21 protein-coding genes are annotated in these 26,672 nt (G+C 72.5%); 8 read left to right on the forward strand and 13 right to left on the reverse strand.

Annotated features, from left to right (window positions below):
* Positions 1-50: 50 nt before the first annotated feature.
* From ACFC0D_RS28605 to ACFC0D_RS28635, 7 genes are read right to left on the reverse strand one after another with little or no spacing between them, the layout of a single operon-like run.
* Positions 51-854, reverse strand: a complete 804-nt coding sequence (locus ACFC0D_RS28605) for an HpcH/HpaI aldolase/citrate lyase family protein (RefSeq protein ID WP_376441824.1) — start codon at positions 852-854, stop codon at positions 51-53.
* Positions 851-2,053, reverse strand: coding sequence for a CaiB/BaiF CoA transferase family protein (locus tag ACFC0D_RS28610; protein ID WP_376441827.1), 1,203 nt, complete (start codon positions 2,051-2,053; stop codon positions 851-853). The genes ACFC0D_RS28605 and ACFC0D_RS28610 overlap by 4 nt, the downstream gene beginning before the upstream one ends.
* The gene (gene rbsK / locus ACFC0D_RS28615) at positions 2,050-2,970 is read right to left on the reverse strand and encodes a ribokinase (protein WP_376441829.1); all 921 of its coding nucleotides are present in this window, start codon (positions 2,968-2,970) and stop codon (positions 2,050-2,052) included. Before rbsK ends, ACFC0D_RS28610 begins: the two co-directional genes overlap by 4 nt.
* Positions 2,967-4,346 (reverse strand): ADP-ribosylglycohydrolase family protein, encoded by a 1,380-nt coding sequence (locus tag ACFC0D_RS28620; RefSeq protein ID WP_376441832.1) that lies wholly within the window; start codon positions 4,344-4,346, stop codon positions 2,967-2,969. Before ACFC0D_RS28620 ends, rbsK begins: the two co-directional genes overlap by 4 nt.
* Positions 4,343-5,494: an ADP-ribosylglycohydrolase family protein gene (locus ACFC0D_RS28625; protein ID WP_376441834.1), complete on the reverse strand. Its 1,152-nt coding sequence runs from the start codon at positions 5,492-5,494 to the stop codon at positions 4,343-4,345. The genes ACFC0D_RS28620 and ACFC0D_RS28625 overlap by 4 nt, the downstream gene beginning before the upstream one ends.
* The gene (locus ACFC0D_RS28630) at positions 5,475-6,950 is read right to left on the reverse strand and encodes an ADP-ribosylglycohydrolase family protein (protein WP_376441837.1); all 1,476 of its coding nucleotides are present in this window, start codon (positions 6,948-6,950) and stop codon (positions 5,475-5,477) included. Before ACFC0D_RS28630 ends, ACFC0D_RS28625 begins: the two co-directional genes overlap by 20 nt.
* Positions 6,947-7,957 (reverse strand): ADP-ribosylglycohydrolase family protein, encoded by a 1,011-nt coding sequence (locus ACFC0D_RS28635; protein WP_376441840.1) that lies wholly within the window; start codon positions 7,955-7,957, stop codon positions 6,947-6,949. The genes ACFC0D_RS28630 and ACFC0D_RS28635 overlap by 4 nt, the downstream gene beginning before the upstream one ends.
* A 228-nt stretch (positions 7,958-8,185) precedes the next feature.
* On the opposite strand from ACFC0D_RS28635, the gene ACFC0D_RS28640 reads away from it, so the two are divergent.
* The 3 genes from ACFC0D_RS28640 (at position 8,186) to ACFC0D_RS28650 (ending at position 15,420) form a co-directional block, all read left to right on the forward strand.
* Entirely contained in the window at positions 8,186-8,914 is a 729-nt protein-coding gene (locus ACFC0D_RS28640; RefSeq protein ID WP_329121707.1) for a VIT1/CCC1 transporter family protein, read from the forward strand.
* Positions 8,915-9,407: 493 nt separating this feature from the next.
* Positions 9,408-13,967, forward strand: coding sequence for a glutamate synthase large subunit (gene gltB, locus ACFC0D_RS28645; RefSeq protein WP_376441844.1), 4,560 nt, complete (start codon positions 9,408-9,410; stop codon positions 13,965-13,967).
* Positions 13,960-15,420, forward strand: coding sequence for a glutamate synthase subunit beta (locus tag ACFC0D_RS28650; protein ID WP_376441846.1), 1,461 nt, complete (start codon positions 13,960-13,962; stop codon positions 15,418-15,420). The genes gltB and ACFC0D_RS28650 overlap by 8 nt, the downstream gene beginning before the upstream one ends.
* 317 nt (positions 15,421-15,737) lie before the next feature.
* Here ACFC0D_RS28650 and ACFC0D_RS28655 read toward each other — a convergent pair whose 3' ends face one another.
* The 3 genes from ACFC0D_RS28655 to ACFC0D_RS28665 are packed head-to-tail and all read right to left on the reverse strand — an operon-like array spanning position 15,738 to position 20,021.
* Positions 15,738-16,514: a hypothetical protein gene (locus ACFC0D_RS28655; RefSeq protein ID WP_376441848.1), complete on the reverse strand. Its 777-nt coding sequence runs from the start codon at positions 16,512-16,514 to the stop codon at positions 15,738-15,740.
* Positions 16,514-16,918, reverse strand: coding sequence for a hypothetical protein (locus tag ACFC0D_RS28660; RefSeq protein ID WP_376441851.1), 405 nt, complete (start codon positions 16,916-16,918; stop codon positions 16,514-16,516). Before ACFC0D_RS28660 ends, ACFC0D_RS28655 begins: the two co-directional genes overlap by 1 nt.
* A 34-nt stretch (positions 16,919-16,952) precedes the next feature.
* Positions 16,953-20,021, reverse strand: coding sequence for a CHAT domain-containing protein (locus ACFC0D_RS28665; protein WP_376441854.1), 3,069 nt, complete (start codon positions 20,019-20,021; stop codon positions 16,953-16,955).
* 101 nt (positions 20,022-20,122) lie between these two features.
* Here ACFC0D_RS28665 and ACFC0D_RS28670 point away from each other — a divergent pair, with 101 nt between their 5' ends.
* Genes ACFC0D_RS28670 through ACFC0D_RS28680 form a run of 3 tightly spaced genes read left to right on the forward strand, consistent with a single transcriptional unit; the run spans position 20,123 to position 21,871 of the window.
* The gene (locus ACFC0D_RS28670) at positions 20,123-20,842 is read left to right on the forward strand and encodes a VWA domain-containing protein (RefSeq protein WP_376441857.1); all 720 of its coding nucleotides are present in this window, start codon (positions 20,123-20,125) and stop codon (positions 20,840-20,842) included.
* Positions 20,843-20,894: 52 nt separating this feature from the next.
* Positions 20,895-21,269, forward strand: a complete 375-nt coding sequence (locus ACFC0D_RS28675) for a VOC family protein (protein WP_376441860.1) — start codon at positions 20,895-20,897, stop codon at positions 21,267-21,269.
* Between the two features lie 41 nt (positions 21,270-21,310).
* Positions 21,311-21,871: a pyridoxamine 5'-phosphate oxidase family protein gene (locus ACFC0D_RS28680; RefSeq protein ID WP_376441863.1), complete on the forward strand. Its 561-nt coding sequence runs from the start codon at positions 21,311-21,313 to the stop codon at positions 21,869-21,871.
* Between the two features lie 41 nt (positions 21,872-21,912).
* Here ACFC0D_RS28680 and ACFC0D_RS28685 read toward each other — a convergent pair whose 3' ends face one another.
* The 3 genes from ACFC0D_RS28685 to ACFC0D_RS28695 all read right to left on the reverse strand — a co-directional run bounded on the left by ACFC0D_RS28685 (position 21,913) and on the right by ACFC0D_RS28695 (position 24,652).
* Complete coding sequence (locus ACFC0D_RS28685) at positions 21,913-22,407, reverse strand: lytic transglycosylase domain-containing protein (protein ID WP_376441865.1); 495 nt, start codon at positions 22,405-22,407, stop codon at positions 21,913-21,915.
* Positions 22,408-22,496: 89 nt separating this feature from the next.
* Complete coding sequence (locus ACFC0D_RS28690; RefSeq protein ID WP_376441867.1) at positions 22,497-23,507, reverse strand: acyl-CoA dehydrogenase family protein; 1,011 nt, start codon at positions 23,505-23,507, stop codon at positions 22,497-22,499.
* The gene (locus ACFC0D_RS28695) at positions 23,507-24,652 is read right to left on the reverse strand and encodes an acyl-CoA dehydrogenase family protein (protein WP_376441871.1); all 1,146 of its coding nucleotides are present in this window, start codon (positions 24,650-24,652) and stop codon (positions 23,507-23,509) included. The genes ACFC0D_RS28690 and ACFC0D_RS28695 overlap by 1 nt, the downstream gene beginning before the upstream one ends.
* Positions 24,653-24,708: 56 nt before the next feature.
* Here ACFC0D_RS28695 and ACFC0D_RS28700 point away from each other — a divergent pair, with 56 nt between their 5' ends.
* A complete protein-coding gene (locus ACFC0D_RS28700; RefSeq protein WP_376441874.1) occupies positions 24,709-25,872 on the forward strand; it encodes an acyl-CoA dehydrogenase family protein in 1,164 nt (387 codons plus the stop codon).
* Positions 25,869-26,663, forward strand: a complete 795-nt coding sequence (locus ACFC0D_RS28705; RefSeq protein ID WP_376441876.1) for an SDR family oxidoreductase — start codon at positions 25,869-25,871, stop codon at positions 26,661-26,663. Before ACFC0D_RS28700 ends, ACFC0D_RS28705 begins: the two co-directional genes overlap by 4 nt.
* The last annotated feature ends 9 nt before the right edge of the window (positions 26,664-26,672 follow it).

Consider the following 26,672-nt stretch of genomic DNA (forward strand, 5'->3'; position numbering starts at 1 on the left):
GGGACCGAGAGGTCCGGGGCGGCCCCATGTCGACGTGCCGTACCCGCCCCTCAGGCCCTCGCCGCCAGGGTCAGGATGCGACGGGCGCCCTCCACGACCGCCGCGTCGATGAAGCGGCCGTCCGGGAGAGCGAGGGCGCCCTCCGTCGTCTGCGCCGCCTTGACGACCTCCTCGGCCGCGGCGACCTCGTCCGGGTTCGGGAGATACGCCTGCTCGATGACCGGGAGCTGGCGGGGGTGGATCGCCGCCCGGCCCAGGAAGCCCAGGGCACGGCCCCGCGCACAGCTCGCCGCCAGGCTGTCCAGGTCGCGGATGTCGGGGTGGACCGACTGGGCCGGGGGCGGGAGGGCCGCCGCGCGGGCGGCGACCACGAGACGGCTGCGCGGCCAGTCCAGTCCGCATTCGTCGCGTACCCCCAGATCGGCGCGGAGATCCGCCTCCCCGAGGGCGATGCCGTGGACGGCGGGGTCGGCCGACGCGATGGCATAGGCGTGCTCGAGCGCCAGGGCGTTCTCCAGGAGCGGGAAGAGCGGGATACCGGGGACCGCTCCGGCGATCCGGTGGATGTCAGTGGCGTGTGTCACCTTGGGAACACGGAAGCCGCTGAGCCCGGGGAGGGGCGCCAGAGGGGGGATGTCATGTGGTGCGTGAATGCGGACATGGACCGGGACGGGGTGCGGGTCCGTCAGCAGGTCGACGGTGGCGGCCAGGGCGTACGCCTTGCGCTCCGGCGCCACCGCGTCCTCCAGATCGACGATCACCACGTCCGCGCCCGAGACCAGGGCCTTCTGGACGACGGCGGGACGGTCTCCGGGGGCGTACAGCCAGGTGAGGGGGAAGGGCGTACCGCTCATACGGCTCCTTCGCTTCGCAGGGCGCCGATCTCGGCCGGGGAGAGACCGAGCTCGGTGAGGACCTCGGCCGTGTCCGCGCCGTGCGGCCGGCCGGCCCAGCGGATCCCGCCGGGCGTCTCGGAGAGCCGGAAGAGGACGTTCTGCATACGGATCGGGCCCAGCTCGGGGTCCGGGACCTCGGTGACGGTGTCCAGCGCGCGGTACTGCGGATCGGCCATCACGTCCCGGATGTCGTAGACGGGCGCGATCGCCGCCTCCGCCTTCTCGAAGGCGGCCATGGCCTCGTCGCGGGTGCGGCGGGCGATCCAGGAGCCGACCGCCTCGTCGAGGACGTCCGCGTGCGCGGCCCGGCTCGCCCCGTCGGCGAACCAGGGCTCGTCGATCAGCTCGGGGCGGCCGACGAGCCGCATCACGCGCTCGGCGATCGACTGGGCGGAGGTGGAGACGGCGACCCAGGAGTCGTCCGCGGTGCGGTACGTGTTGCGCGGGGCGTTGTTGCGGGAGCGGTTGCCGGTGCGGGGCTGGACGTAGCCGAGCTGGTCGTACCAGAGGGGGTGGGGTCCGATGACGGAGAGCATCGGTTCGATGATCGCCATGTCGACGACCTGGCCGCGGCCGGTCGTCGTCCTGGCGGTGAGCGCGGTCATCACCGCGTACGCCGTCGCCAGGGCGGCGATCGAGTCGGCCAGACCGAAGGGGGGAAGGGTGGGCGGGCCGTCCGGCTCGCCGGTGATCGAGGCGAAGCCGCTCATCGCCTCGGCGAGGGTGCCGAAGCCGGGACGGTGGGAGTACGGGCCGAACTGGCCGAAGCCGGTGACCCGCGCCAGGACCAACTCCGGGTTGACGGTGGACAGTTCCTCCCAGCCCAGACCCCAGCGTTCGAGGGTGCCGGGGCGGAAGTTCTCGACGATCACGTCGGCGTCGGCGGCCAGCTTCAGCAGGGTGTCGCGGCCGCCGGGGGTGGAGAGATCGAGGGTGATGGTCCGCTTGTTGCGGCCGAGGACCTTCCACCACAGACCGACACCGCCCTTGGCCGGGCCGTGGCCACGGGAGGGATCGGGCTTGCGGGGGTGCTCGATCTTGATGACGTCCGCACCGAAGTCGCCGAGCATCATCGCCGCGAGAGGCCCGGCGAAGAGCGTGGCGAGATCGAGGACCCGCAGGCCCTGGAGAGGGGAAGGGGTGGCGGAGCGGGTCATACGGCGTCGACCTCCTGGCCGGTGAGAGAGCCGTCCGCCGCATCGATCTCCGAGCGGTACGGCATCGAGGACGAGGCGCCTTCGCGCTGGACGGAGAGCGCGGCGGCGGTCGAGGCCCAGGCCAGGGCCTCGCGCACGGCGCGGCCCTCGCCGAGGGCGACCGCGAGCGCGCCGACGAAGGTGTCCCCGGCGGCGGTCGTGTCCACGGCCCGGACACGGTGGGCGGGCACGGTGAAGGGTTCGCTGTCGCGGGCGGCGTGCAGGCTGCCGGCCGCGCCCAGGGTGATGACCACCTCGGGGACGAGGGTGAGCAGCGCGGCGGCGGCCGCGTGCGGATCCGCGATGCCGGTGAGCGCGGCGGCCTCGTGCTCGTTGGGGACCAACAGATCGGTGGCGGCGAGGAGTTCGGGGGGCAGCGACCTGGCGGGGGCGGGGGTGAGGACGGTACGGACGCCGAGCCGGCGGGCTGTGGTGGCGCCCTCCGTCACGACGGAGAGGGGGAGTTCGAGCTGGAGGAGCAGGGCGTCGGCGGTCGCGATCAGCGCCTCGTCGCCGTGGTCGAGGGAGGTGACGGTGCCGTTGGCACCGGGGACGACGACGATCGCGTTGCCGCCCTCGTCGTCGACGACGATGTGCGCGGTGCCGGAGGGGCCCTCGGCGGTGCGCAACAGATCGGTGTCGACCCCGGACCCCTCCAGCGCGGCCCGGAGCCGTACACCGAAGTCGTCGGCGCCGACCGCGCCGATCATCGACACGTCGGCGCCGGCCCGGGCGGCGGCGACGGCCTGGTTGGCGCCCTTGCCGCCGGGGATCGTACGGAACTCCCGGCCGGTGACGGTCTCTCCGCGGGCGGGGGCCTTCGGCACGAAGGCGACGAGGTCCATGTTGGTGCTGCCGAGCACCACGATGCTGGTCATGGGCGTACTGCCTCCAGATACGTCAGTTCGGCCAGGGTGTCGAAGCCGATGCCGTCGAAGGACGGGATCGAGGTCGACAGCCGGTTCTTGAGGGGGGAGGTCCAGCGCTCGGGCAGCCGGTCGGGGTGGCCGGCGAGCAGACCGGCGACGGAACCGGCGGTGGCGCCGTTGGAGTCGGTGTCCCAGCCGCCGGAGACCGCCGCGCAGATGGAGCGCGAGAAGTCGCCGTCGGCGTGGGTGAGCGCGGCGGCGAGGACGGCGGCGTTGGGGACGGCATGGACCCAGTGATACCCGCCGAGGGCGGTGTGGAGCCGGTCCACCACGGCGTCGAAGTCAGGGGTGTCGCGAGCGGATTCGACGCCGAGACGGACGGCGGCGGCGAGCCGGGAGCGGGGCGGGACGACGGACAGCCCGTCGGCGAGGGCCCGGTGGACGTCGGCCGTGCCGGTGGCGGCGGTGGCGATCGTCGCGGCGACGAACATCGCGCCGTAGATCCCGTTGGCGGTGTGGGTGAGCGCCGCGTCCCGGTACGCCTGCGCGGCGGCGCCGGCCGGGTCGCCGGGGTGGGTCCAGCCGTGGACGTCGGCCCGGATCTGGGCGCCGATCCACTCGCGGAAGGGGTTGCGGTGGGCGGCGGTCAGCGGGGGTTCGACGCCGTCGAGGAGGTTGCGGTAGGCGACGCGCTCGGCCGTGAAGGTGCGGCCGGCGGGGAGTTCGTCGAGCCAGAGACGGGCGACGTCGGCGGTGGTGAAGTCGCGGCCGTGGCGCTGGAGGAGGAGCAGGTCGAGGAGGGGGTAGTTGAGGTCGTCGTCCTCGGGCATCCCGTCGATGTTCTCGGCGAGGGAGGTGGGGGCGGACCGACGGTTCCAGGGGTGGGCGGCGAGGAGGTCGCGGGGGACGCCGACTTCGGTGAACCAGGTGGTGAGGGGCCAGTTGCCGGCGGCGCGGGCGAGGGCGCGGATGGCGGGGAGGGGGAGCTTCTCGACGGGTTTGCCGAGCAGACACCCGGCGGCCCGGCCGAGCCAGGAGGCGTGGAGCCGGTCGCGCAGGGGGCTCTCCCCCGGGGGCGGCGGCGCTTCGTGGGCGGGAGGCACGGGGCGGGAGGTCGTCGACGCCTGGATGGCCGGGAGGGGCGTGGGTTCGTGCGGGATCAGGGGGCTCGGGAGCGTCGACAGCTCGTCCAGGAGGCGTTCCGCCAGCGGGCGCAGGTCCGGGCGCGGGGTCGGGGACGCGCCCGCCGTCGACGGGGCGGGCCGGCCGCCGGCCGCGTGCCAGCGGGCGGCGATCGCGGAGGCGTCGCGCCCGTCCTCCGCGGCCTGGCGGAGTTCGTGTCCGACGAGATCCTCCGGTTGGACCCAGGTGACGCGCAGGTTCATCGGGCCGTGCTCGTCAGCGCCGCGTACGCGGACTCGTGTGTCCGGCGGCGGGCCGTGTCGCGGGCGAAGACCTCGCGCGCGACCGCCGTCAGCACTTGCGCCGGGGCGTGCAGATCCAGCCGGCTGGCCTCCGCCACCTGCTTCGACCAGTCGGACGGGACGGCGGACTCTCCTCGGAGCGCACCGACGATCGCCCCCGCCATCGTCGCGATCGAGTCGCAGTCGCGGCCGTAGTTGACCGAGCCCAGGACCGTGCGCCGGTAGTCGCCCTCCCCGACCAGCAGCATCCCCAGTGCGATCGGGAGCTCTTCGATCGCGTGGAGCCGCGACGGGCGGCGCGCGCCCAGTGAGGGCGCGCGGTAGTCCGGGCCCACCGTGTCGAACGACGCCACCGCCTTGCGGAGGGGGGCCAGGGCGGTCTCGAAGTCCGTGTGCCGGGAGGCGACTTCGCAGACCGACTCGATCGCCGCGCGGGTGCCGTCCTTCGCCAGGGAGAGAGCGGTGGTCACCACCGACTCCGGGGTCGCGCCCGGCACGCACGCCGCCGACACCGCGGCCGCGAACACGCCCGCCGCCTCCCGTCCGTACGACGACTGGTGCGGTGCCGAGACGTCGAGCGCCTCCGCGTACGCGCCCGTCGGGTTCGCCGCGTTGACCAGGCCGACCGGCGCCATGTACATCGCCGCACCGCAGTTGACGATGTTTCCGCTGCCCGCCTCGCGCGGGTCGACATGGCCGTAGTGGAGCCGCGCCACGAGCCACTTCTCGGCGAGGAAGATCCGCTGGAGCGGGAGGGCTTCGGCCTCCAGCTCGGGGATCCAGCGCGGGGTGGAGAGGAGATCGGGGACGAGGTGCTCCGCCACGGCGTACGCGTCGAGGTGGTCGCGGACCTTCTCGTACGCCCTGATCAGGGCGTGGGTCATCAAGGTGTCGTCGGTGACGTGCCCGTCGCCCTTGTGGTACGGCGCGATGGGGCGCGCCGTGCGCCAGGCGTCGCCGTTCCAGGGACCGACGATGCCGGTGACCCGGCCGCCGTGGCGCTCCAGGATCTGTTCGGGGGTGTAGCCCTCGACGGGGCCGCCGAGGGCGTCGCCGACCGCGGCCCCGAGGAGACTGCCGGTGATCCGGTCATCCAGTGTGGGTGTCATGTCGGAATTGTCCACCCGGGGTGGCCAGTTCCGTGTCTCCCAGCAGCCCGGCGAGTTCGACGAGATCCGTGCCGGCGAGACGGGGGAGCGCGCAGCCGGCGAGCGTGCGGCAGGCGTCGCGCCAGGTGGCGGGGAGGGAGTCGGCTCCACCGAGCGCGCCGGTGAGCGCGCCCGCGAGCGCCGGGGCGGAGTCCGCGACACGTGAGAGGCAGGCGGCGGCGGGGATCGCCGCGGACGCCTCGCCGCGGGCGGCGGTGGCGAGGGCGAGGGCGACCGGGACGGTCTCGGCGGCGGCGATGCCGTAGCTGTAGACGTGGTCGACGATCTGGTGCTCCAGGAGGGGGACGAGTTCGAAGGCGCTCGTCGCGCCCTGCGCCATCTTCACGGCCTGCTGGGCGTTGCGGCCGATCTCGGTGGAGGGCGGGAGTTGGGCGAGGGCCGCCTCCACGGCCTCGTCCACCGCCGACCCGCCGAGGGCCGCGGCGATCGCCGCCGCCATCGCGCGAGCGCCGTGGACGCCGTCGCCGTCCTGTGTGTACCGGGCGTCGAACTCGGCGAGTTCGGCGGCGGCGGACGGATCTCCGGGGTGGACGAGGGCGAGCACGGCGGCGCGGACGCAGGCGGCGTCGTCGAAGTAGTGCGGGTTGTCGTGACCGGTGGCGGGCGGGCGCAGGCCGGTGGCGAGGTTGCCGAGGCCGGCGCGGACCGAGATCCGGGCGCGGAGGGGCAGTACGGCGGACTCGACCTCGGGGGCGCGGTCGGCCGCGGCGGCGACCTGGCTCGCGAGGGAGTTCCAGGCGAGGTCGACGGCGGCGCGGAGACGGCGTTCCGGGGCGAGGGTGGTGAAGAGGGGGCCGCCGGCGGCGAGGACCGCCTCGGCGGTGAAGACCGCCCACTCGGCGTCGTCGGAGGGGCCGAGGCGGAGGGGCTCGGGGGGCTGGTTGAGGGCGATGGGGACGGGGAGGGTGGTGGTGGCGTTCTGTTCGGCGAAGGTGTCGAGCTCCCGGGTGAGGCGGCGGGTCCATTCGGGCATGCGTGCGGCGCGATGCCTGGCCGCGGGCCAGCCGGCGGCGTCGCCTGCGGCGAGGCCGAGGAGGAGACCCTCGATCCTGGCGCGGGCGGGGGCGGCGGCCCCAGGGGCCGGCCGGGCCTCGTGGGCGCCGCCCCTCTCGGGGGCGCCCGGTCTCGTGGGCTGTGCCCACCCGCCCCCGGGGCTGCTCCCGGGAGGCGCCCCCAGCCCGGCGGAACGACCGCCGACAGCGGTGGTGACGACCGCGCCCACGGCGGAGGAGGCGGGGCGATCGCCGACATCGGTGGTGGCGGCGGTGCTCACGGCCGTGGTGGCGGCCCCGCCCACAGCCGCGCCGGCTGCCGTGCCCGCGGCGGGCGCTGCAGGGGTGGCAAGGGCGGCCGGTGCAGCGGCGCCCGAGCCGTACGCGTGGTGGGTTTCGGTCATGCCGCCTCCTCCTCGTCCGCTGTCAGGAGGTCCGCGATGTCCAGGACGTGGTAGCCGCGCATCGAGGGGAGGCAGCTGCCTGTCACCGGGGCGATCGCCGTCGCCCACTCCTCCGGGATCGCCGAGATGCCCGAGGCGGCGCCCGCCAGCGCGCCGGCGACCGCTGCCGTGGTGTCGGCGTCGCGGCCCATGTTGACCGCGGTCAGGACCGCCGTACGGAAGTCGCCGCGGGCCGCCGCGAAGGCGCCGAAGGCGAGGCCCACCGCCTCGGGGGCCAGGTCCGTCCAGGGGTAGCCGCCGATGACGACCGCCGAGCGGACCGTCCGTTCGCGGACCAGCGGGTCCGGCTCGAGACGCTGGGCGGCGACCACCGCGCGGCGCATCGAGCGGGCCGTCCAGGAGTCCATCGGGACGACCGAGAGCGCCGCCGCGATGACCGAGGTCACCGACGCGCCGGCCATCGCCGCCGCGACGCCCGCCGCGACCGCCTGGCCGCCGTAGATGCCCTCGCCGTCGTGGCTGACGGTGCCGTCGATGGCCACCAGCCGGGCGGCCTCCGCCGGCCGGCCGGCCGCGAAGACGCCGAACGGGGCGGCCCGCATGGCCAGTCCGTCCGACCACGCGTGGCGGTGCTGGGCCGAGATCGGGGCCGCCAGGCCTCGGCGGAGGTTCTCCAGCGTGCCCCGCTCACTGAACCCCGCTCCGCGGAAGGGCCCTTCGTCGAGGTCGGCGATCCAGTGGTGCCAGGCCCGTTCCACATGCCGGACGGTCAGCGCCGAGCCGTGCCGGGCGAGCAGCAGGCCCGAGAAGATCGCGTACTCCGTGTCGTCCGTGCCGGCCGGACTGTCCGTCACGAAGCCCTCGATCCGGCCCCAGCGGCGGCGGATCTCCGAGGGGCGCAGGTTCTCGGCGGGTGCGCCGAGCGCGTCTCCCACCGCGAGGCCGAGCAGCGCACCCCTGGCGCGCTCACGCGTATCGCATCCCGTCGTTCTCGTCCGGCTCACCATCTCGCACCCCTTTCACGGTTCCTGAATCTGTGCCACGTGGGGGAGGCGATGACGTCGCAGAAACGTCTCTGTCACCCGGCTGACAGCACCGGAGAGCGCAGGCGAAACGGTGAGGTAGGCCTTAGTAAGTACGGCCTGCCTTGCTGGCGAGCCCCTTACATCGCGCGTATTTTCGAGGTGTTGGGGGCGGCGGGTGCAACCCGGCCCGCCGAAGAACAGGGGAGAAGCATGTCCATCATCGAAGTCCACGCACCACTGCACGAGGCCCACCGCGACAACCACACCCACCGCGATGTGAACGGCGGCTGGCTGCGCCCCGCGGTCTTCGGCGCGATGGACGGACTGGTCTCCAACCTCGCCCTGATGACCGGCGTCGCGGGCGGCGCGGTCTCGCAGCAGACCATCGTCATCACCGGCCTCGCCGGGCTCGCGGCGGGCGCCTTCTCCATGGCGGCCGGCGAATACACCTCCGTCGCCTCGCAGCGCGAACTCGTCCAGGCGGAACTGGACGTCGAGCGCCGTCAGTTGCGCAAGCACCCCATCGACGAGATGGAGGAGCTCGCCGCGCTGTACGTCTCCCGGGGTGTCGAGCCCGCGCTCGCCCGCGAGGTCGCCATGCAGCTCTCCCGCGACCCGGAGCAGGCGCTGGAGATCCACGCCCGCGAGGAGCTGGGCATCGACCCCGACGACCTCCCGTCGCCGACGATCGCCGCGGTGTCCTCGTTCGCTTCGTTCGCGCTCGGCGCGCTGCTTCCCGTACTGCCGTATCTGCTCGGTGCGACCGCGCTGTGGCCCGCCGTGCTGCTCGCGCTCGTCGGGCTCTTCGCCTGCGGTGCGCTGGTGGCCCGGGTGACGGCCCGCAGCTGGTGGTTCAGCGGGCTGCGCCAGCTCGTGCTCGGCGGCGCGGCCGCGGCCGTCACGTACGGACTCGGCATGCTCTTCGGAGCGGCGCTCTGACCTCGTAGTCGGACTCGGAAGGCTCTCGCCCTGCGGCGGACGGCCTCCCGCTCCGACCTCGTGGCCCCACCCGGAAGGCCCTCGCCCTGCGGCGAGGGCCTTCTCCGTGCATGCTGGCTGTGACGTATATCCCCTGGGCGGACGGCCGCTCCGATGAGACACTATGCACAGCGCGACATACCTAGCCGTTACCCGGCGGTTTCGAATCCATGACCACCGGGCATGAGGCGTAAGCGCCGCGGGCAATGAGGCCCGCTCTGCGACGGGTCGCCGGAGACCCCCCGGAACATCGATCCGTCCCCCTGGGGCACCCGCTGTCCCCATGTCACACAGGTGAACCAACACCACCGCTCCGTGTCAGCGGTGTCCGCATGTTGGAATGCGCTATCCGCTTCGCGAGAAGCCAGCCATCATGTAACCTGCACGAAATTTCGCGGAGGGCCAACGTCGTCCCTCGGCTGCTGCATATGCCACGACGACGACGGGAGAGCCGATGCGTTCCGACGCCTGGTCGCCCATGGACGGTCGCCCCGCTCCGCAGGGGATGTACGACCCCCGTAACGAACACGACGCCTGTGGTGTCGGGTTCGTGGCCACCCTCACCGGTGTAGCCAGCCATGCGCTGGTCGAGCAGGCGCTGACCGTACTGCGCAATCTCGAGCACCGAGGCGCCACCGGCTCCGAGCCCGACTCCGGAGACGGCGCCGGCATCCTGTTCCAGGTTCCGGACGCCTTCCTGCGCGAGGTCACCGAGTTCGAGCTGCCCGCCGCCGGCGCCTACGCCGTCGGTATCGCCTTCCTCCCTGCCGACGGCTCCGCACAGGCCGTCTCGCAGATCGAGACGATCGCGTCCGAGGAGGGTCTGAACGTCCTCGGCTGGCGCGAGGTCCCTGTCGCCCCCGAGCTGCTCGGCGCCTCCGCCCGCTCCACCATGCCGGTCTTCCGCCAGCTCTTCGTCGCCGACGGCAGCAGCGAGGGCATCGCGCTGGACCGCAAGGCGTTCGTGCTGCGCAAGCGCGCCGAGCGCGAGGCCGGGACGTACTTCCCCTCGCTCTCCGCCCGCACCATCGTCTACAAGGGCATGCTGACCACCGGCCAGCTGGAGCCCTTCTTCCCGGACCTGTCGGACCGCCGCTGCGCCAGCGCCGTGGCCCTTGTCCACTCCCGGTTCTCCACCAACACCTTCCCGAGCTGGCCGCTCGCCCACCCGTACCGCTTCGTCGCGCACAACGGCGAGATCAACACGGTCAAGGGCAACCGCAACTGGATGGTGGCACGCGAGTCCCAGCTCGCCTCCGACCTCTTCGGCGAGGGCAAGCTCGACCGCATCTTCCCGGTCTGCACCCCGGACGCCTCCGACTCCGCCTCCTTCGACGAGGTCCTGGAGCTGCTCCACCTCGGTGGGCGTTCGCTGCCGCACGCGGTCCTGATGATGGTCCCCGAGGCGTGGGAGAACCACGACTCCATGGACCCGGCCCGGCGCGCCTTCTACCAGTACCACTCCACGATGATGGAGCCCTGGGACGGCCCGGCCTGTGTCACCTTCACCGACGGCGTCCAGGTCGGCGCGGTCCTCGACCGCAACGGTCTGCGTCCCGGCCGCTACTGGGTCACCGACGAGGGCCTCGTCGTCCTCTCCTCCGAGGTCGGCGTCCTCGACATCGACCCCGCCAAGGTCGTCCGCAAGGGCCGCCTCCAGCCCGGCAAGATGTTCCTCGTCGACACCGCCGAGCACCGCATCATCGAGGACGACGAGATCAAGGCCGGCCTCGCCGCCGAGAACCCGTACGCCGAATGGCTGGAGACCGGCGAGATCACGCTCGAGGACCTCCCCGAGCGCGAGCACATCGTCCACACCCACGCCTCGGTCACCCGCCGCCAGCAGACCTTCGGCTACACCGAGGAAGAGCTCCGCGTCATCCTCGCCCCGATGGCCCGCACCGGCGGCGAGCCGCTCGGCTCCATGGGCACGGACTCCCCGATCGCGGCCCTGTCCGAGCGCCCCCGGCTGCTCTTCGACTACTTCACGCAGCTCTTCGCGCAGGTCACCAACCCGCCGCTGGACGCCATCCGCGAGGAGCTCGTCACCTCGCTGCACTCGTCGCTGGGCCCGCAGGGCAACCTGCTCGACCCGACCGCGGCCTCCTGCCGCTCGGTCACCCTGCCCTTCCCGGTGATCGACAACGACGAGCTGGCCAAGCTCATCCACATCAACGCCGACGGCGACATGCCCGGCATGAAGGCCGCGACCCTGTCCGGCCTGTACCGGGTCTCCGGCGGCGGCGACGCGCTCGCCGCCCGCATCGAGGAGATCTGCGCCGAGGTCGACGCGGCCATCGAGGGCGGCGCCCACCTGCTCGTCCTCTCCGACCGGCACTCCGACGCCGAGCACGCGCCGATCCCGTCGCTGCTGCTCACCGCGGCCGTCCACCACCACCTCATCCGTACCAAGCAGCGCACCCAGGTGGGTCTGCTGGTCGAGGCCGGCGACGTCCGCGAGGTCCACCACGTGGCCCTCCTCATCGGCTACGGCGCCGCCGCCGTCAACCCGTACCTGGCGATGGAGTCGGTCGAGGACCTGGTCCGCGCCGGCACGTTCATCGAGGGTCTGGAGCCCGAGCAGGCCATCCGGAACCTGATCTACGCCCTCGGCAAGGGCGTCCTCAAGGTCATGTCCAAGATGGGCATCTCGACCGTCGCCTCCTACCGCGGCGCCCAGGTCTTCGAGGCCGTCGGCCTCGACACCGCCTTCGTCCAGAAGTACTTCAACGGCACGGCCACCAAGATCGGCGGCGCCGGCCTCGACGTCGTCGCCAAGGAGGTCGCCGCCCGCCACGCCAAGGCGTACCCTGCCTCCGGCGTCCCCTCCGCGCACCGCGCGCTGGAGATCGGCGGCGAGTACCAGTGGCGCCGCGAGGGCGAGCCGCACCTGTTCGACCCGGAGACCGTCTTCCGTCTCCAGCACGCCACGCGCAACAAGCGGTACGACATCTTCAAGAAGTACACCGACCGGGTGAACGAGCAGTCCGAGCGCCTGATGACGCTCCGCGGCCTGTTCGGCTTCACCTCGGACCGTGAGGCGATCTCGATCGACGAGGTCGAGTCGGTCTCCGAGATCGTCAAGCGGTTCTCGACCGGCGCCATGTCGTACGGCTCCATCTCCCGCGAGGCGCACGAGACCCTCGCCATCGCCATGAACCAGCTGGGCGGCAAGTCCAACACCGGTGAGGGCGGCGAGGACCCGGAGCGCCTGTACGACCCGGCGCGCCGTTCCTCCATCAAGCAGGTCGCCTCCGGCCGCTTCGGTGTGACGAGCGAGTACCTGGTCAACGCGGACGACATCCAGATCAAGATGGCCCAGGGCGCCAAGCCCGGCGAGGGCGGCCAGCTGCCCGGCCACAAGGTCTACCCGTGGGTCGCCAAGACCCGGCACTCCACCCCGGGTGTCGGTCTGATCTCCCCGCCGCCGCACCACGACATCTACTCCATCGAGGACCTGGCTCAGCTGATCCACGACCTCAAGAACGCCAACCCGGCCGCGCGTATCCACGTGAAGCTGGTGTCGGAGGTCGGTGTCGGCACGGTCGCCGCCGGTGTCTCCAAGGCGCACGCGGACGTCGTCCTCATCTCCGGCCACGACGGCGGTACGGGCGCCTCCCCGCTGACCTCGCTGAAGCACGCGGGCGGTCCCTGGGAGCTCGGCCTCGCCGAGACCCAGCAGACGCTGCTGCTCAACGGCCTGCGTGACCGGATCGTCGTCCAGACCGACGGCCAGCTCAAGACCGGCCGTGACGTCGTCATCGCCGCGCTGCTCGGCGCCGAGGAGTTCGGTTTCGCGACCGCGCCGCTCGTCGTCTCCGGCTGCGTCATGATGCGCGTCTGCCACCTGGACACCTGCCCGGTCGGCATCGCCACCCAGAACCCGGTCCTGCGCGACCGCTTCTCCGGCAAGCCCGAGTTCGTCGTCAACTTCTTCGAGTTCATCGCCGAGGAGGTCCGCGAGATCCTCGCCGAGCTGGGCTTCCGTACGCTCGAAGAGGCCGTCGGCCACGCCGAGCTGCTCGACACCAGCCGCGCCGTGACGCACTGGAAGGCGCAGGGCCTGGACCTGGCCCCGCTCTTCCACGTGCCCGAGCTGCCCGAGGGCGCGGTCCGCCACGCCCTGATCGAGCAGGACCACGGTCTGGAGAAGGCTCTCGACAACGAGCTGATCGAGCTCGCCGCCGAGGCGCTGGGCGCCGCGACCGCCGAGGAGGCGCAGCCGGTCCGCGCCCAGGTCGCGATCCGCAACATCAACCGGACGGTCGGCACCATGCTCGGCCACGAGGTGACGAAGAGGTTCGGTGGCGCGGGTCTGCCCGCCGACACCATCGACATCACCTTCACCGGCTCCGCGGGCCAGTCCTTCGGCGCCTTCCTCCCGAGCGGTGTCACGCTCCGCCTGGAGGGCGACGCCAACGACTACGTCGGCAAGGGCCTCTCCGGCGGCCGGGTCGTCGTCCGCCCGGACCGCGGCGCCGACCACCTGGCCGAGTACTCGACCATCGCGGGCAACACCATCGCGTACGGCGCGACCGGCGGCGAGCTGTTCCTGCGCGGCCGCACCGGTGAGCGCTTCTGTGTCCGTAACTCCGGCGCGCTGGTCGTCTCGGAGGGCGTGGGCGACCACGGCTGCGAGTACATGACCGGCGGTACGGCCGTCGTCCTCGGCGAGACGGGCCGCAACTTCGCGGCCGGCATGTCGGGCGGCGTCGCGTACGTCGTCGACCTCGACCGGGACAACGTCAACTCCGGCAACCTGTCCGCCGTCGAGGCGCTTAACGACTCCGACAAGCAGTGGCTGCACGACGTCGTGCGCCGCCACCACGAGGAGACCGGCTCGACGGTCGCGGAGAAGCTTCTCGCTGACTGGGCCGTGAACGCGGACCGCTTCAGCAAGATCATCCCGACCACGTACAAGGCAGTGCTCGCCGCCAAGGACGCCGCTGAGCTCGCCGGTCTCTCCGAGGCCGAGACCACCGAGAAGATGATGGAGGCGGCGACCAATGGCTGACCCCAAGGGCTTCCTGACCACCGGGCGCGAAGTCGCCAAGACCCGTCCGGTGGGCGAGCGCGTCAAGGACTTCAACGAGGTCTACGTTCCCGGCTCCCTGCTGCCGATCATCAGCAAGCAGGCCGGCCGCTGCATGGACTGCGGCATCCCGTTCTGCCACAACGGCTGCCCGCTCGGGAACCTGATCCCCGAGTGGAACGACTACGCCTACCGCGAGGACTGGTCGCAGGCGTCCGAGCGGCTGCACGCCACCAACAACTTCCCGGAGTTCACCGGCCGTCTGTGCCCGGCTCCGTGCGAGGCGGCGTGTGTGCTCGGCATCAACCAGCCGGCCGTCACCATCAAGAACGTCGAAGTCTCCATCATCGACAAGGCGTGGGACAGCAACGACGTCAAGCCGCAGGCGCCCGAGCGTCTGTCCGGCAAGACCGTCGCCGTGATCGGCTCGGGCCCGGCGGGTCTCGCCGCCGCCCAGCAGCTGACGCGGGCCGGCCACACGGTCGCCGTGTTCGAGCGCGCCGACCGGATCGGCGGACTGCTGCGGTACGGCATCCCCGAGTTCAAGATGGAGAAGCGGCACATCAACCGCCGCATCGAGCAGATGCGCGCGGAGGGCACCAAGTTCCGCACGGGCGTGGAGATCGGCCGCGACATCACGGCGACCGACCTGCGCAAGCGGTACGACGCCGTCGTCATCGCCGCCGGTGCGACGACCGCCCGCGACCTGCCCGTCCCGGGCCGGGAGCTGTCCGGCATCCACCAGGCGATGGAGTACCTGCCGCTCGCCAACAAGGTCGTCGAGGGCGACTTCGTGACCCCGCCGATCACGGCCGAGGGCAAGCACGTGGTCGTCATCGGCGGCGGCGACACCGGCGCGGACTGCGTGGGCACCGCCCACCGCCAGGGCGCGGCCTCGGTCACGCAGCTGGAGATCATGCCGCGTCCGGGCGAGGAGCGGGCGGCCGGCCAGCCGTGGCCGACCTTCCCGATGCTGTACAAGGTCACCTCGGCGCACGAGGAGGGCGGCGAGCGGGTCTACTCCGTCTCCACCACCCACTTCGAGGGCGACGAGGACGGCAACGTCCAGTTCCTGCACCTGGTCGAGGTCGAGTTCGTCGAGGGCAAGCTGACGCAGAAGCCCGGCACGGAGCGGAAGATCCCGGCGCAGCTGGTCACGCTCGCGATGGGCTTCACCGGTACGGACGTCGAGAACGGCCTGGTCGGCCAGTTTGGTCTAGACCTCGATGAGCGGGGTAACATCGCCCGTGACGCGGACTTCGCCACCAACGTCGGTGGTGTGTTCGTGGCCGGTGACGCCGGCCGCGGCCAGTCGCTGATCGTCTGGGCGATCGCCGAGGGCCGCTCGGCCGCCCGCGGAGTCGACCGCTTCCTCACGGGCGCGAGCGACCTCCCGGCCCCGATCCGCCCGACCGACCGATCCCTGACGGTCTGACCGTCCCGTCCCCAAGACGTCCCGTACAACGACGTACGGAACTGAGCGCGGCGCCCCCCGAATGTCCCCGACCGGACGACTGGGAGGGCGCCGCGGCGCGTCCGCCTCGCGGGGCGAGTCCGGCGACGGGGGATGGGCCCGGACGACCGGGTCGGCCCCGTGGTGCGTCCACTGGCTGCTCATCCGGTGGGGGTGTGTCGGGTCTGCCGGACAGGCGAAGGTCCGGGACTCGTCGCGGGGCGCGCCGATCCCCGTGGGGCCGTGCGGGGACGGGGGCCGCGTGTCGTCCCAGGCGCCACACGTGCGACGGCCTGGCCTCAACGACCCTTGTTGATCAGCTCGTTGATCAGTGTCCCGTCCGCCGGAAGCACCCGCCCGTGCCGCAGCGGCACCCCGAGCACCTCCGCCAGGCCCCGCAGGCCCGTGTCCACCGCCGACTCGACCGCCTCGACGAGGCCCACCACGGCCGACCGCCCTTCGCGCCATCCCGTGACGGCCAGCCCCGCCGCGATCACCGCCGCGGGCCACCAGCCCGCCGTCGCGGCGAGCGCGGCGTACGGCACCGTCCACGCAGTCCGGAGCGTGGCAGCCGCGTAGCGGTCCCAGGCGGCGTTCACCTCCTGCCGGCTGCCCTCCGGCGCCAGTTGCCACAGGCGCGGCCACACCAGGGACATATGGACACCGTGCTGGACCCGTATCCGCTCCTCGACCGCCCCGAGACGCCCCCCGATCCAGGTCGCCCGCGCCGGGACGGCCGTGCCGCCGCGCAGCCGTCGCGCCGCTCGGCGCATCCAGCGGTCCCGCCCCGCCCACAGCCGGGCGACAACCGACGCCAGCCACTCCGCGCACAGCGCCGGGCCCGCGACCGCGAGGAGCAGGACCACCAGCGCTGCCGCCGTCCCGGACGGTGACGCGTACCGTCCGGTGCGCATGCGTTCCAGCCATTCGATCGTCGCCGCCACATCGACCGGCCCTGAGCGGCCGGGCGCCAGGGCCACGGCACAGGCCACCACGAACAGCAGCCCGGGCAGGACGACCCGGGTCAGCCAGCGTTCGGTGATCTTCTTGCCGACCTCCGCGAGGAACCCGTCCATCAGCCCGGGTTCCCTTCCACGGGCAGCGCCGCCGGCTTCAGCGGCACGCCGTACGGATCGTCCGGGTCCAGATAGCACATCGGCCAGCCGCCCTCCGCGTCCCGCGATCTGCGGGCCGTGCAGCGGCCGACGGCACGCGGACACCGGAACGCACTGCTCACCTCGGTCTCCTCGCTCCACAGCCCGGCCGACCCCACGCCGTCCTTGCGCCGCTCGCCCAGCACCAGCGTCGGGTCGTGGCCGAGACGCCGCAGCGCCTCCAGCGCGCTGCCGCCCTCCCGTACCTCGTCGAAGACGTCCTCGAACTCGTCGAGGGTGCCGTCCTCCTCGAAGTCCGCACGGACCGCGGGGTAGTTGTCGCACAGCCAGGTACGGGCGCGTTTCTCCAGGGCGCGGTCTGTCATCTTCTCCTCTTCGGTTTCGGGATGCACCGGGGCCTCAGGCCCCTATGTGGATGTACGGCATCCAGATCTTCGGCTGGTACGGGTGCTCCGCCCGGAGCTCCGCCAGCGTGGCGTGCAGCGCCCGTGGCGCCCGGTCGGCCTCCAGCACCCCGTCCCGTACGAGACGCCCGTACACGGCGTCGGTCACCGCCGGAGCGCTCGCGTCCTGTACGGGATACAGGCTGGCCAGCACGTGTCGGAAGCCCCCGAAGTGCAGCACCGCGGCCGGATGGGTCGCCTCGTCGGGCACCTCCGGGTCCGGTACGGCGGTGTCGCACGCCGACAGGAACGCGAACTCCGCGTCCATGGCCGGGATCCGGGCGAGCTGCAGCGGGGTGAGGATCTCGCCGCCACCGACTCGCAGACCCTCGCGGGCGATGCCGTGGCAGACGGCGTGGAGGCGGGTGTGGTCCGGCAGGAGGCGGGCGACGGCGTCGACAGTGGCGTCGTCGTCCCGCAGCCGGACGAACTCGGGCACATGATGTGCGACGACCTCGGCCTCGGCGTCGACCTCCGGCAGATCCGGCTCGTCCACGGTGAGCAGGAGCAAGGACTCCGTGGGAGGCGCCTGCCGTGGCCGACGGGCGTGCAGCAGAGAGGTGAGCGTCGGCGCGTACGAGGGGACGACCCGGCCGGGCACCGACTCCCGTACGCCACCGCGCCGGGACCCGGCCGCGTGCAGCGGAAGGTACGTGGCCATCCCGGTCGGGCACCACCAGAGTCGACGCAACGTGCCGTCGTCCGCCCCGAGTTCGGGAAGCGCCTCGAGCACCGGTCGAGCGACCGTCTCCCACAGCCAGTCGAGCGTCCGCGCACTCGCCTGCTCCCGCCGTATCTCGGCCCGGATGACGAGCGCCTCGGCGGCGGCGACACCGTCGGTGACGGAGACGGATGTCGTCGGCGTGCCATGATCCGCCGATGCGTTCCGGTGCGCCTCCCGCAGCGCCGCGTGTGCCTGGACGAGCCGCTCGTCGGCCTTCGCCGTACGGCCGAGGGCCTCGCCCGTCGCCTCGTACGTGAGGGTGTCGAGCGGCACGACAGTGACCGGGCCTTCATGGCGTACGACCAAGGCGTGGCAGCCGAAGGCGGTGATGTTCACGATCACTACCGGGCCCTCGGCGGCGGCCGCCCGCAGGGCGGCGTAGTCAGGGCTGCGCAGCAGGCCCGCCTCGCGGGTCCGGGTCTCCCACTCGCGGGCCAGGGCGGTGCGGCGCTCCGACTGTGCCGGGTCCTCCGCCCCGCCCTCCGGGAGGGGCGTGTCCAGCTCTTCCCGTATCGCGTCGAGGCGGGCGAAGAGCTCCGGGTCGTCCGCCCGTAGCCGGGTCAGCTCCGTCGTCCGCAGGTCGAGCAGCTGCGACCACATCACGGTACGACCCCGCTCGAGGATCTCCACCGCCCGCTCGGGCCGACCCGCGCACACGGCGACGGCCGCCGCGTCGACCGCGAGCTCGTACAGATCGGCGAGCAGGGTCCGCTGGTCGCCGTGGTCGACGCCACGCCACACGACCAGCGGAAGCAGCTCCACGGCCAGCGCGAGACCGTCGGCTCCGGAGGTCCACAGCTGTTCCGCGGTCGCGCCCACTCGCTCCCGGGCCACTCCGCCCGCGGCGAGCTCCATGGCGGTCCCGGCGGCGAACATGCCCCACATCCGGGCCGCGTGCAGTCGCACATCGGCGGGCATGGCACGGTTCTCCGCCGCCGCCCTGAAGGCCTCCGTGGTCTCCACCCACAGCGCGGGGACCGGATCCGGGTCCTCCTCGACCAGCTCCAGGAGCACGATGCCCAGGAGGTAGCGGTACGAGCCCTCCTCTCCCGTCCCGGGCTCGGCCCTGTCGGCCAACTCCTCCGCCAGACCACGCGCCTCGGCGAGCGTCTCGGCCCGCGGCCCCTCCCGAGGCGCCTCGATCAAGGCGCCGATCAGCTGGAAGAGACACCCGTCGTCGTCGGACCCCGCTTCGAGGGCGACGCCCTCACGCAGGGCCGCCACGGCCGTCTCCCATGCCGCGATGCCGCCCTTCCCCTCCCGGACACCGCGGATGTGCTGCAGGCCCAGATTGCGCAGAGCGGTCACGCTGGGGCCCTTACCCAACGGGCGTGAACGCACGGCCTGTTCGGCAACCTCCACGGCTTCCCTCAGGTCGCCCTCGTCGCCGCTCAGATCGAACCGGGCGCCGAGGGCCTCACTGAGCTGGATGAGATACGGGCGCTGGTCGAGCCCCTTCCTCCAGCGGGGTGCGGCCAGCACCTCGCGGCGGATCAGAATCACCTCGTCGAGCGCCGCCGAGCTGTGCGCGTCCTGGTAGCGCTCCCACAGCGCGTCGCCGAGGTTGTCCCGCAGCGACCAGATGAACTTCCTGGAACCCCAGCCCGGAAGGGCGCGGAGCCCGGCCAGTCCGCGCCGGGCCGCGGCGATGCCCGCGTCCAGCGACTCCATTTCCTGGGTCCGGTTGAGATGGTTGATCAGGGCCCAACTGTCGAGGGCCGCCATCATCCCCTCGTTGAGCGCGTTCGCGCTCGGCAGCCGGCGGGGCCTCCGCAGCGGTGCGGTGACGGCGCGGAGAGCCTCCACGTCACCCGTCCGCATCGGTGTGGTCGTCGCCTGCATCAGAAGGAGCCGGTGCACCATGTGGGCGCCCTCGTAGCGAGCCACCGGAGCCCACACCAGGAGGGGGACGCACAGTGCGAGCGCCAGCAGCATCAGCTCGCGGAACTCGACGGGGGTCGCCGCCCACACCGCCCGCGGGCCGTCGACGAGATCGAAGCCCATCCCCAGGACGAATCCGCGCACCGCCAGCGCCACGACGGCGAAGCACCCGAGCACAAGGACGCAGCCGAGGGGAAGCAGCACACGCAGCAACGGCGGTGTGTACCGCCAGCTCTCCGGGACCAGGGGCTCGTACCCCGCCCGTACGAGCATGGCGCCCACCGCCGGGCCGAGGAGCGCAAGCGTGATCACCTGCACCATCGTCATCCCCGGCGGTGGGCCGTCCAGATACACGAACAGGCCGCACACGCCGGGCAGTACGGCGTAGACCGCCCCCAGGATCCATAAGCCGACACGCATGGGGGACAGTCTTCCAGGCCGCCCCCCGCGGATGATCACGTACTCTCGGCAACAGTCGTACGGGAGGGGTCCGTACGGGAAACCGGGGAGGGGAACCGCTCGTGGCCCTGAGTCTGCGCAAGGTCGAGGAGACCGCGCCCGCGCTGGTCAGTCTCTACAAGTCGGCGGGGGTCTCCCTCCAGAAGCACGGGATGAGCGGGCAGCGCGTCGCCGTCTATCTGGTGGTCGACTACTCGGGCTCGATGAAGCCCTACTACCAGGACGGCAGCGTGCAGGCCCTGGCCGACCGGGTGTTGGGACTCTCCGCCAACCTGGACGACGACGGGCGGGTGCCCGTGGTCTTCTTCTCCACCGACATCGACGCCGAGACCGACATCGCGCTCGCCGACCACCAGGGGCGGATCGACCGGATCGTCGCCGGGCTCGGTCACATGGGCAAGACCAGCTACCACCTGGCGATGGACGCCGTCATCGACCACTACCTCGACAGCGGGGCCACGGCGCCCGCGCTCGTCGTCTTCCAGACCGACGGCGGACCGATCAACAAGCTCGCCGCCGAACGGTACTTGTGCAAGGCGGCGAAGCTGCCGATCTTCTGGCAGTTCATCGGCTTCGGCGACCCGGGCAGCCGGCAGTTCGAATTCCTGCGGAAACTGGACGAGTTGGCTGTCCCGGCCAAGCGCCCGGTGGACAACGCCGGTTTCTTCCACGCGGGGAAGGACCCGCGCAAGGTCCCGGACGCGGAGCTGTACGACCGTATCGTCGCCGAGTTCCCCACCTGGCTCGCCGCGGCCCGGGCGCAGGCCATCGTCCGGTCGTGACGTGGCGGAAAGGCGCTGGCCGGAGGGGTGTTGATCGGGTGATAGTGATGCCATGGCATCTCTTGTGCGACATGTGACGATCGATTGCTCCGACGCGTACACCCTGGCGACCTTCTGGGTCGACGTCGTCGACGGGAAGCTCGGAGAGGGTGACGTCCCGGGCGACTCGGAGGTTCTGGTCCTCACCGAGGGGGCGGCCCTGCTCTTCATCGAGGTGCCGGAGAAGAAGTCCGTCAAGAACCGGGTCCACCTCGACATCCAGCCCCAGGACCGCACCCGCGACGAGGAGGTCGAGCGGCTGATCGCGCTCGGTGCGACGCTCGTCGGCGACCACCGGAACGCGGACGGTACCGGTTGGGCGACCCTGGCCGACCCGGAGGGCAACGAGTTCTGCGTGGAGCGCTCCACCGCCGAGCGCGCGGAGTAATCCAGACAGAAGATGTCGGGTTTCCGGTGTTCCCTGGAGCCATGGGACACACCGGAACAACCCCGACCGTCACCTGGGCCGCCTTCGAGGCCGCCGAGCCCGACCTCGCCACCACCGTGCGCGAGCGCTTCGGGCAGTACACCCACCACGCCCTCGCCACCCTCCGTACGGACGGCTCGCCCCGGCTCAGTGGCATCGAGGCGGACTTCCGCGCCGGCGAGCTGTGGCTCGCCATGATGCCCAAATCCCGCAAGGCCCTCGACGTCCGCCGCGACCCCCGGTTCGCGCTGCTCGCCAACCCCGGAGAGGGCACCGGCATGGGCGGCGGCGACGTCCGCGTCTCCGGGCGCGCGGTCGAGATCACCGACCCGGCGACCCTGGAGCGGTACGCGGAGGGGGTCGGCCAGCCGCTGCCCTTCCACCTGTTCCGGGTCGAGCTGACGGAGGTCGTCCGGACCTCGGTGGAGGGCGAGGAACTCGTCTTCCGTACCTGGTCGCCGGGACGACGGGTACGGACGATCCGGCGGGGCAACGACGAGAGCCCGCCGCGCGAGCAGCCGGACCAGGGCCTGTCCGGCGGATCGGTGCCGGACAGGCCCTAGGGGTGTCTTCGGGTGTCCCGTCGACGAGGCCGGATCAGGGCCTAGCCGGTGACGCGCCGGTACTCCTCCAGCACTTTCCTCACGTAGGCCTGCGTCTCACGGTACGGCGGGATGCCGCCGTACCGCTTCACCGCCCCGACGCCGGCGTTCCACGCCGCCGCCATGTAGTCGTTCCTGGAGCCCACCTGCCGCTTGATGTCGGCGAGATGCTTGGCCGCCGAGTTGGTCTGCGTGGTGGCGTTGCGCAGGTCGGCGCCGGTGGCCGGGAGCATCTGGAACAGCCCGCGTCCGCCGACCGCGGACCGGATCGACGGGTTGCAGCCGGACTCCAGGCGCGCCATGGCGGAGAGCAGCTTCCAGGGGACCCCGTAGGTCCGGCCGGCCGCCTTGAAGGTGGACGCGTACTGGGGACACCCGCCCGAGGCCGCCGGGGCGGCCGTGGCCGTTCCGGTCTGCGTCGCACCGGCGGCAGCGAGCGCCAGGGCGATCGCACCGGTACGGACGGCCCACCGGGAACCGAGGGGAGAGAGGGACATGAAGGCACCCTTCTTCAGGAACTGGTCATGGGGGTCGAGGTGATTCAAGTCCCCCATGGTTGCCCGGGCTTGGGTGGGTGTGACCGAGGTCATGGACGGATGCGAGGGCGTGTCGGGCCGGCCGCGTCCGCGAGCACCCGCTCCCGGCACCAGGAGGGGCTGCCCCACGCGTCCCGGAGGGGCCGGGCCTTGCGGAGCCAGAGGGAGAGGTCGAGCTCCTCGGTGTAGCCGATGGCGCCGTGCAGCTGCAGGGCGGTCGCGGCCGCCGCGTACGAGGCCTCCCCGGCCGCCACCTTGGCCGCCGCGAGATCGCCGTCCTCGAAGGTGAGCGCTGCTCCGAACAGCAGCGGACGGGCGAACTCCAGGCCGATCAAGGTGTCGGCGAGACGGTGCTTGACCGCCTGGAAGGAGCCGATCGCCGCGCCGAACTGGGTCCGCTGCTTCGCGTACGCCACCGTACGGTCCAGGAGCGCGAGCCCCACGCCGAGCGCCTGCGCGGCCGTCGCGAGCAGTGCCCAGCGCCGGGCCTCCAGGGCTGCCGCGACCACGCCGGGGCCGGCCGCGAGGAGCTCCCCGCCGGGTGCGGGCGGCGCGAGCCGTCGCACGGGGTCGGCGGAGATACGGAGCTCCCCGTGGCCGCGCGCGATCCGCAGCTCGTCACCGGCGACGACGAGGACCAGGTCGGCGGTGTCCGGGTCCAGGACGAGCCCGTCCCGCGTGAGCACCAGCGTCGCCACCGTTCCGCCCGTGACGAGCCCGGGCAGGAGCCGCTTCGCCGGGCCCGGCTCGCCATGTTCGGCCAGCTGCGCGAGCAGGGCCGTCGCCGCGACCGTCTCCACCAGCGGGCCCGGTACCGCGTGGCGGCCCGACTCCACGAAGGCGTGGGCGAGTTCGACGGGGAGCGGGCCCACGCCCTCGTACGCCTCAGGTGCCGCGAGCGCGAAGACGCCCGCCTCCCCGAGCCGCCTCCACACGGCGCGCCCCGGGCCAGGGTCGCCCGCGGCCCAGGCCCGTATCGCGGTGGGCGTCTCCGCGGCGGAGAGCATCGCGTCCAGGGAACGGGCGAAGTCCCGCTGTTCGTCGGTCGGCAGAAAACGCATCAGCGGCGGCCCTTCGGGAGGCCGAGCAGCCGCTCGGCGATGATGTCGCGCTGGATCTCGTTGGTGCCGGCGTAGATCGGGCCCGCGAGCGAGAAGACATGCCCCTCGGCCCACTCGGTGTCGGACAGCTCGCCCTCCGCGCCGAGGACATCGAGCGCCGTCTCGTGCAGCGCGATGTCGTACTCCGACCAGAAGACCTTGTTCAGGCTCGACTCAGCCCCGATCTTCGCCCCCGAGGCGAAGCGCGACGCGCCACCCGCCGTGAAGAGCCGGTACGCCCGCGCCCCGATCACCGCGTCCGCGACCCGGTCCCGGAGCCCCCGGTCCTCGCCGGTCTCGCGCCACAGCCGTACGAGCCGGTCCGCGGCGGCCAGGAAGCGCCCGGGGGAGCGGAGCATGAGCCCGCGCTCGTTGCCCGTGGTGGACATCGCGATCCGCCAGCCCTGGCCCGGCTCGCCGATCACGTCCTCGTCGGGCACGAACACCTCGTCGAGAAAGAGCTCGGCGAAGGCCGGCTTCCCGTCGAGGCGTCCGATCGGCCGGACGACCACACCCGGCGCCCGCAGGTCGAACATCAGATAGGTCAGCCCCCGGTGCGGCCTGGCGGGGTCGGTCTCGGGGTCGGTGCGGAAGATGCCGAAGGCCCGGTCGGCGAAGGCCGCCCGCGAGGACCAGGTCTTCTGCCCGGACAGCAGCCAGCCGCCCTCGGTCCGTACCGCCCGCGAGGTCAGCGAGGCGAGGTCCGAGCCGGACCCGGGCTCGGACCAGGCCTGTGCCCAGACGACCTCGCCGGTCGCCATCGACGGCAGCACCCGGGCCCGCTGCTCCTCCGTCGCGTGGTCGAAGAGGGTGGGCGCGAGGAGGTTGATGCCGTTCTGGGAGACCCGGCCCGGCGCCCCCGCCGCGTAGTACTCCTCCTCGAAGATCAGCCACCGGAAGATGTCGGCGTCCCTGCCGCCGTACCGGTCCGGCCAGGACACCACCGACCAGCGGTCGGCGGCCAGCTCCGCCTCCCAGCGGCGATGCGCGGCGAAGCCCTCCGAGGTCTCCAGGGACGGCAGCGGCTCCTCCGGCACATGGCCGCGCAGCCACTCCCGGGCCTCCGCCCGGAAGGCGTCCTCCTCGGCGCTGTACGACAGGTCCATCGGAGCTCCTTCCCCCAACCTTCCCTAACAAGTGTTTGGTAGGTTAACGTACGGCCATGAGCAGCGTCGAGGAGTTCCGCGCGGAGATACGGGACTGGCTACAGGCCCACCTCAGTGGCGAGTTCGCCCCCCTGAAGGGCCGCGGCGGACCGGGCCGGGAGCACGAGGCGTTCGCCGAACGCCTCGCCTGGGAGCGGCAGTTGGCGGCCCACGGCTGGACCTGCGTCGGCTGGCCGAAGGAGTACGGCGGCCGCGGCGCGAGCATCGAGGAGCAGATCGCCTTCCACGAGGAGTACGCCCTCGCCGACGCCCCCGCCCGCGTCAACCACATCGGCGAACAGCTCCTCGGCCCCACCCTCATCGCCTACGGCACCGAGGAGCAGAAGGCCCGCTTCCTGCCCCCGATCCGCGCCGTCGAGGAGCTCTGGTGCCAGGGGTACAGCGAGCCCGGCGCCGGCTCCGACCTCGCCGCGGTCCGCACCCGCGCCACCCGCGACGGGGCCGCCTGGGTCGTCGACGGCCAGAAGATCTGGACCTCGCTCGCCCACGAGTCCCAGTGGTGCTTCGTCGTCGCGCGGACCGAGCTGGGGGTCCCCCCAGCGGAGCGAGGGGGAGGGTCGAAGCGCCATGCCGGACTCTCGTACCTCCTCGTCCCCATGGACCAGCCCGGCGTCGAGGTCCGGCCGATCGTCCAGCTCACCGGCACCAGCGAGTTCAACGAGGTCTTCTTCGACGGCGCGCGCACCGACGCCGCGAACGTCGTCGGCGAGCCCGGCGACGGCTGGCGGATCGCGATGGCCACCCTCGGCTACGAACGCGGCGTCTCCACCCTCGGCCAACAGGTCGGCTTCCGGCGTGAGCTGGAGGGCCTCATCGACCTGGCCCGGCGCAACGGGGCCCTCGCCGACCCCCTCGTCCGTGACCGGCTCGTCCGGGCCTGGACCGGGCTCCAGGCCATGCGGGCGAACGCCCTGCGCGGCACGGAACCCTCCATGGCCAAGCTGTACTGGTCCCACTGGCACCGCGGTCTCGGCGAACTCGCCATGGACATCTGCGGCGCCCCTTCCACGGTCGTCGCCGCCGAGCCGTACGAACTCGACGAGTGGCAGCGGCTGTTCCTCTTCTCCCGCGCCGACACCATCTACGCCGGATCCAGCGAGATCCAGCGCAACATCATCGCCGAGCGGGTGCTCGGCCTCCCGAAGGAGCCGCGCCCATGACCCCGCCCGCCGCCCCGCCCGCGTACGTCCCCGGCCACGGCCTGCTCGCCGGCCGTACCGCGGTCGTCACCGCCGCCGCCGGAGCCGGCATCGGCGGCGCCACCGCCCGCCGCTTCCTGGAGGAGGGCGCCAGGATCCTGATCAGCGACGCCCACGCCCGCCGGCTCAAGGAGACCGAGGCCGCCCTCGCCGCCGAGTTCGGCGCGGACCGGATCGACTCCCTGCCCTGCGACGTCACCGACGAGACCCAGGTCCAGCAGCTCTTCGACACCGCCGTACGCCTCCACGGCGCCCTGGACGTCGTCGTCAACAACGCCGGCCTCGGCGGCACCGCCCAGCTCGTCGACATGACCGACGAGCAGTGGACCCGGGTCCTCGACGTCACCCTGAACGGCACCTTCCGCTGCACCCGCGCCGCCCTGCGCCACTACAAGGACGCCGACGCCGGCGGGGTGATCGTCAACAACGCCTCCGTCGTCGGCTGGCGCGCCCAGGCGGGCCAGGCCCACTACGCCGCGGCCAAGGCCGGCGTCATGGCGCTCACCCGCTGCGCCGCCGTCGAGGCGGCCACGTACGGGGTCCGCGTCAACGCCGTCTCCCCTTCGCTGGCCATGCACCCGCACCTGGTCAAGGTCACCTCGGCCGAGCTGCTCGCCGAACTCACCGAACGCGAGGCCTTCGGGCGGTACGCCGAACCCTGGGAGATCGCCAACGTCATCGTCTTCCTCGCCAGCGGCTACTCCTCCTACATGACCGGCGAGACCGTCTCGGTCAGCAGCCAGCACGCGTAGGACCAGAAT

The sequence above is a fragment of the Streptomyces sp. NPDC056222 genome, from assembly GCF_042264065.1.
Lineage (GTDB): Bacteria > Actinomycetota > Actinomycetes > Streptomycetales > Streptomycetaceae > Streptomyces.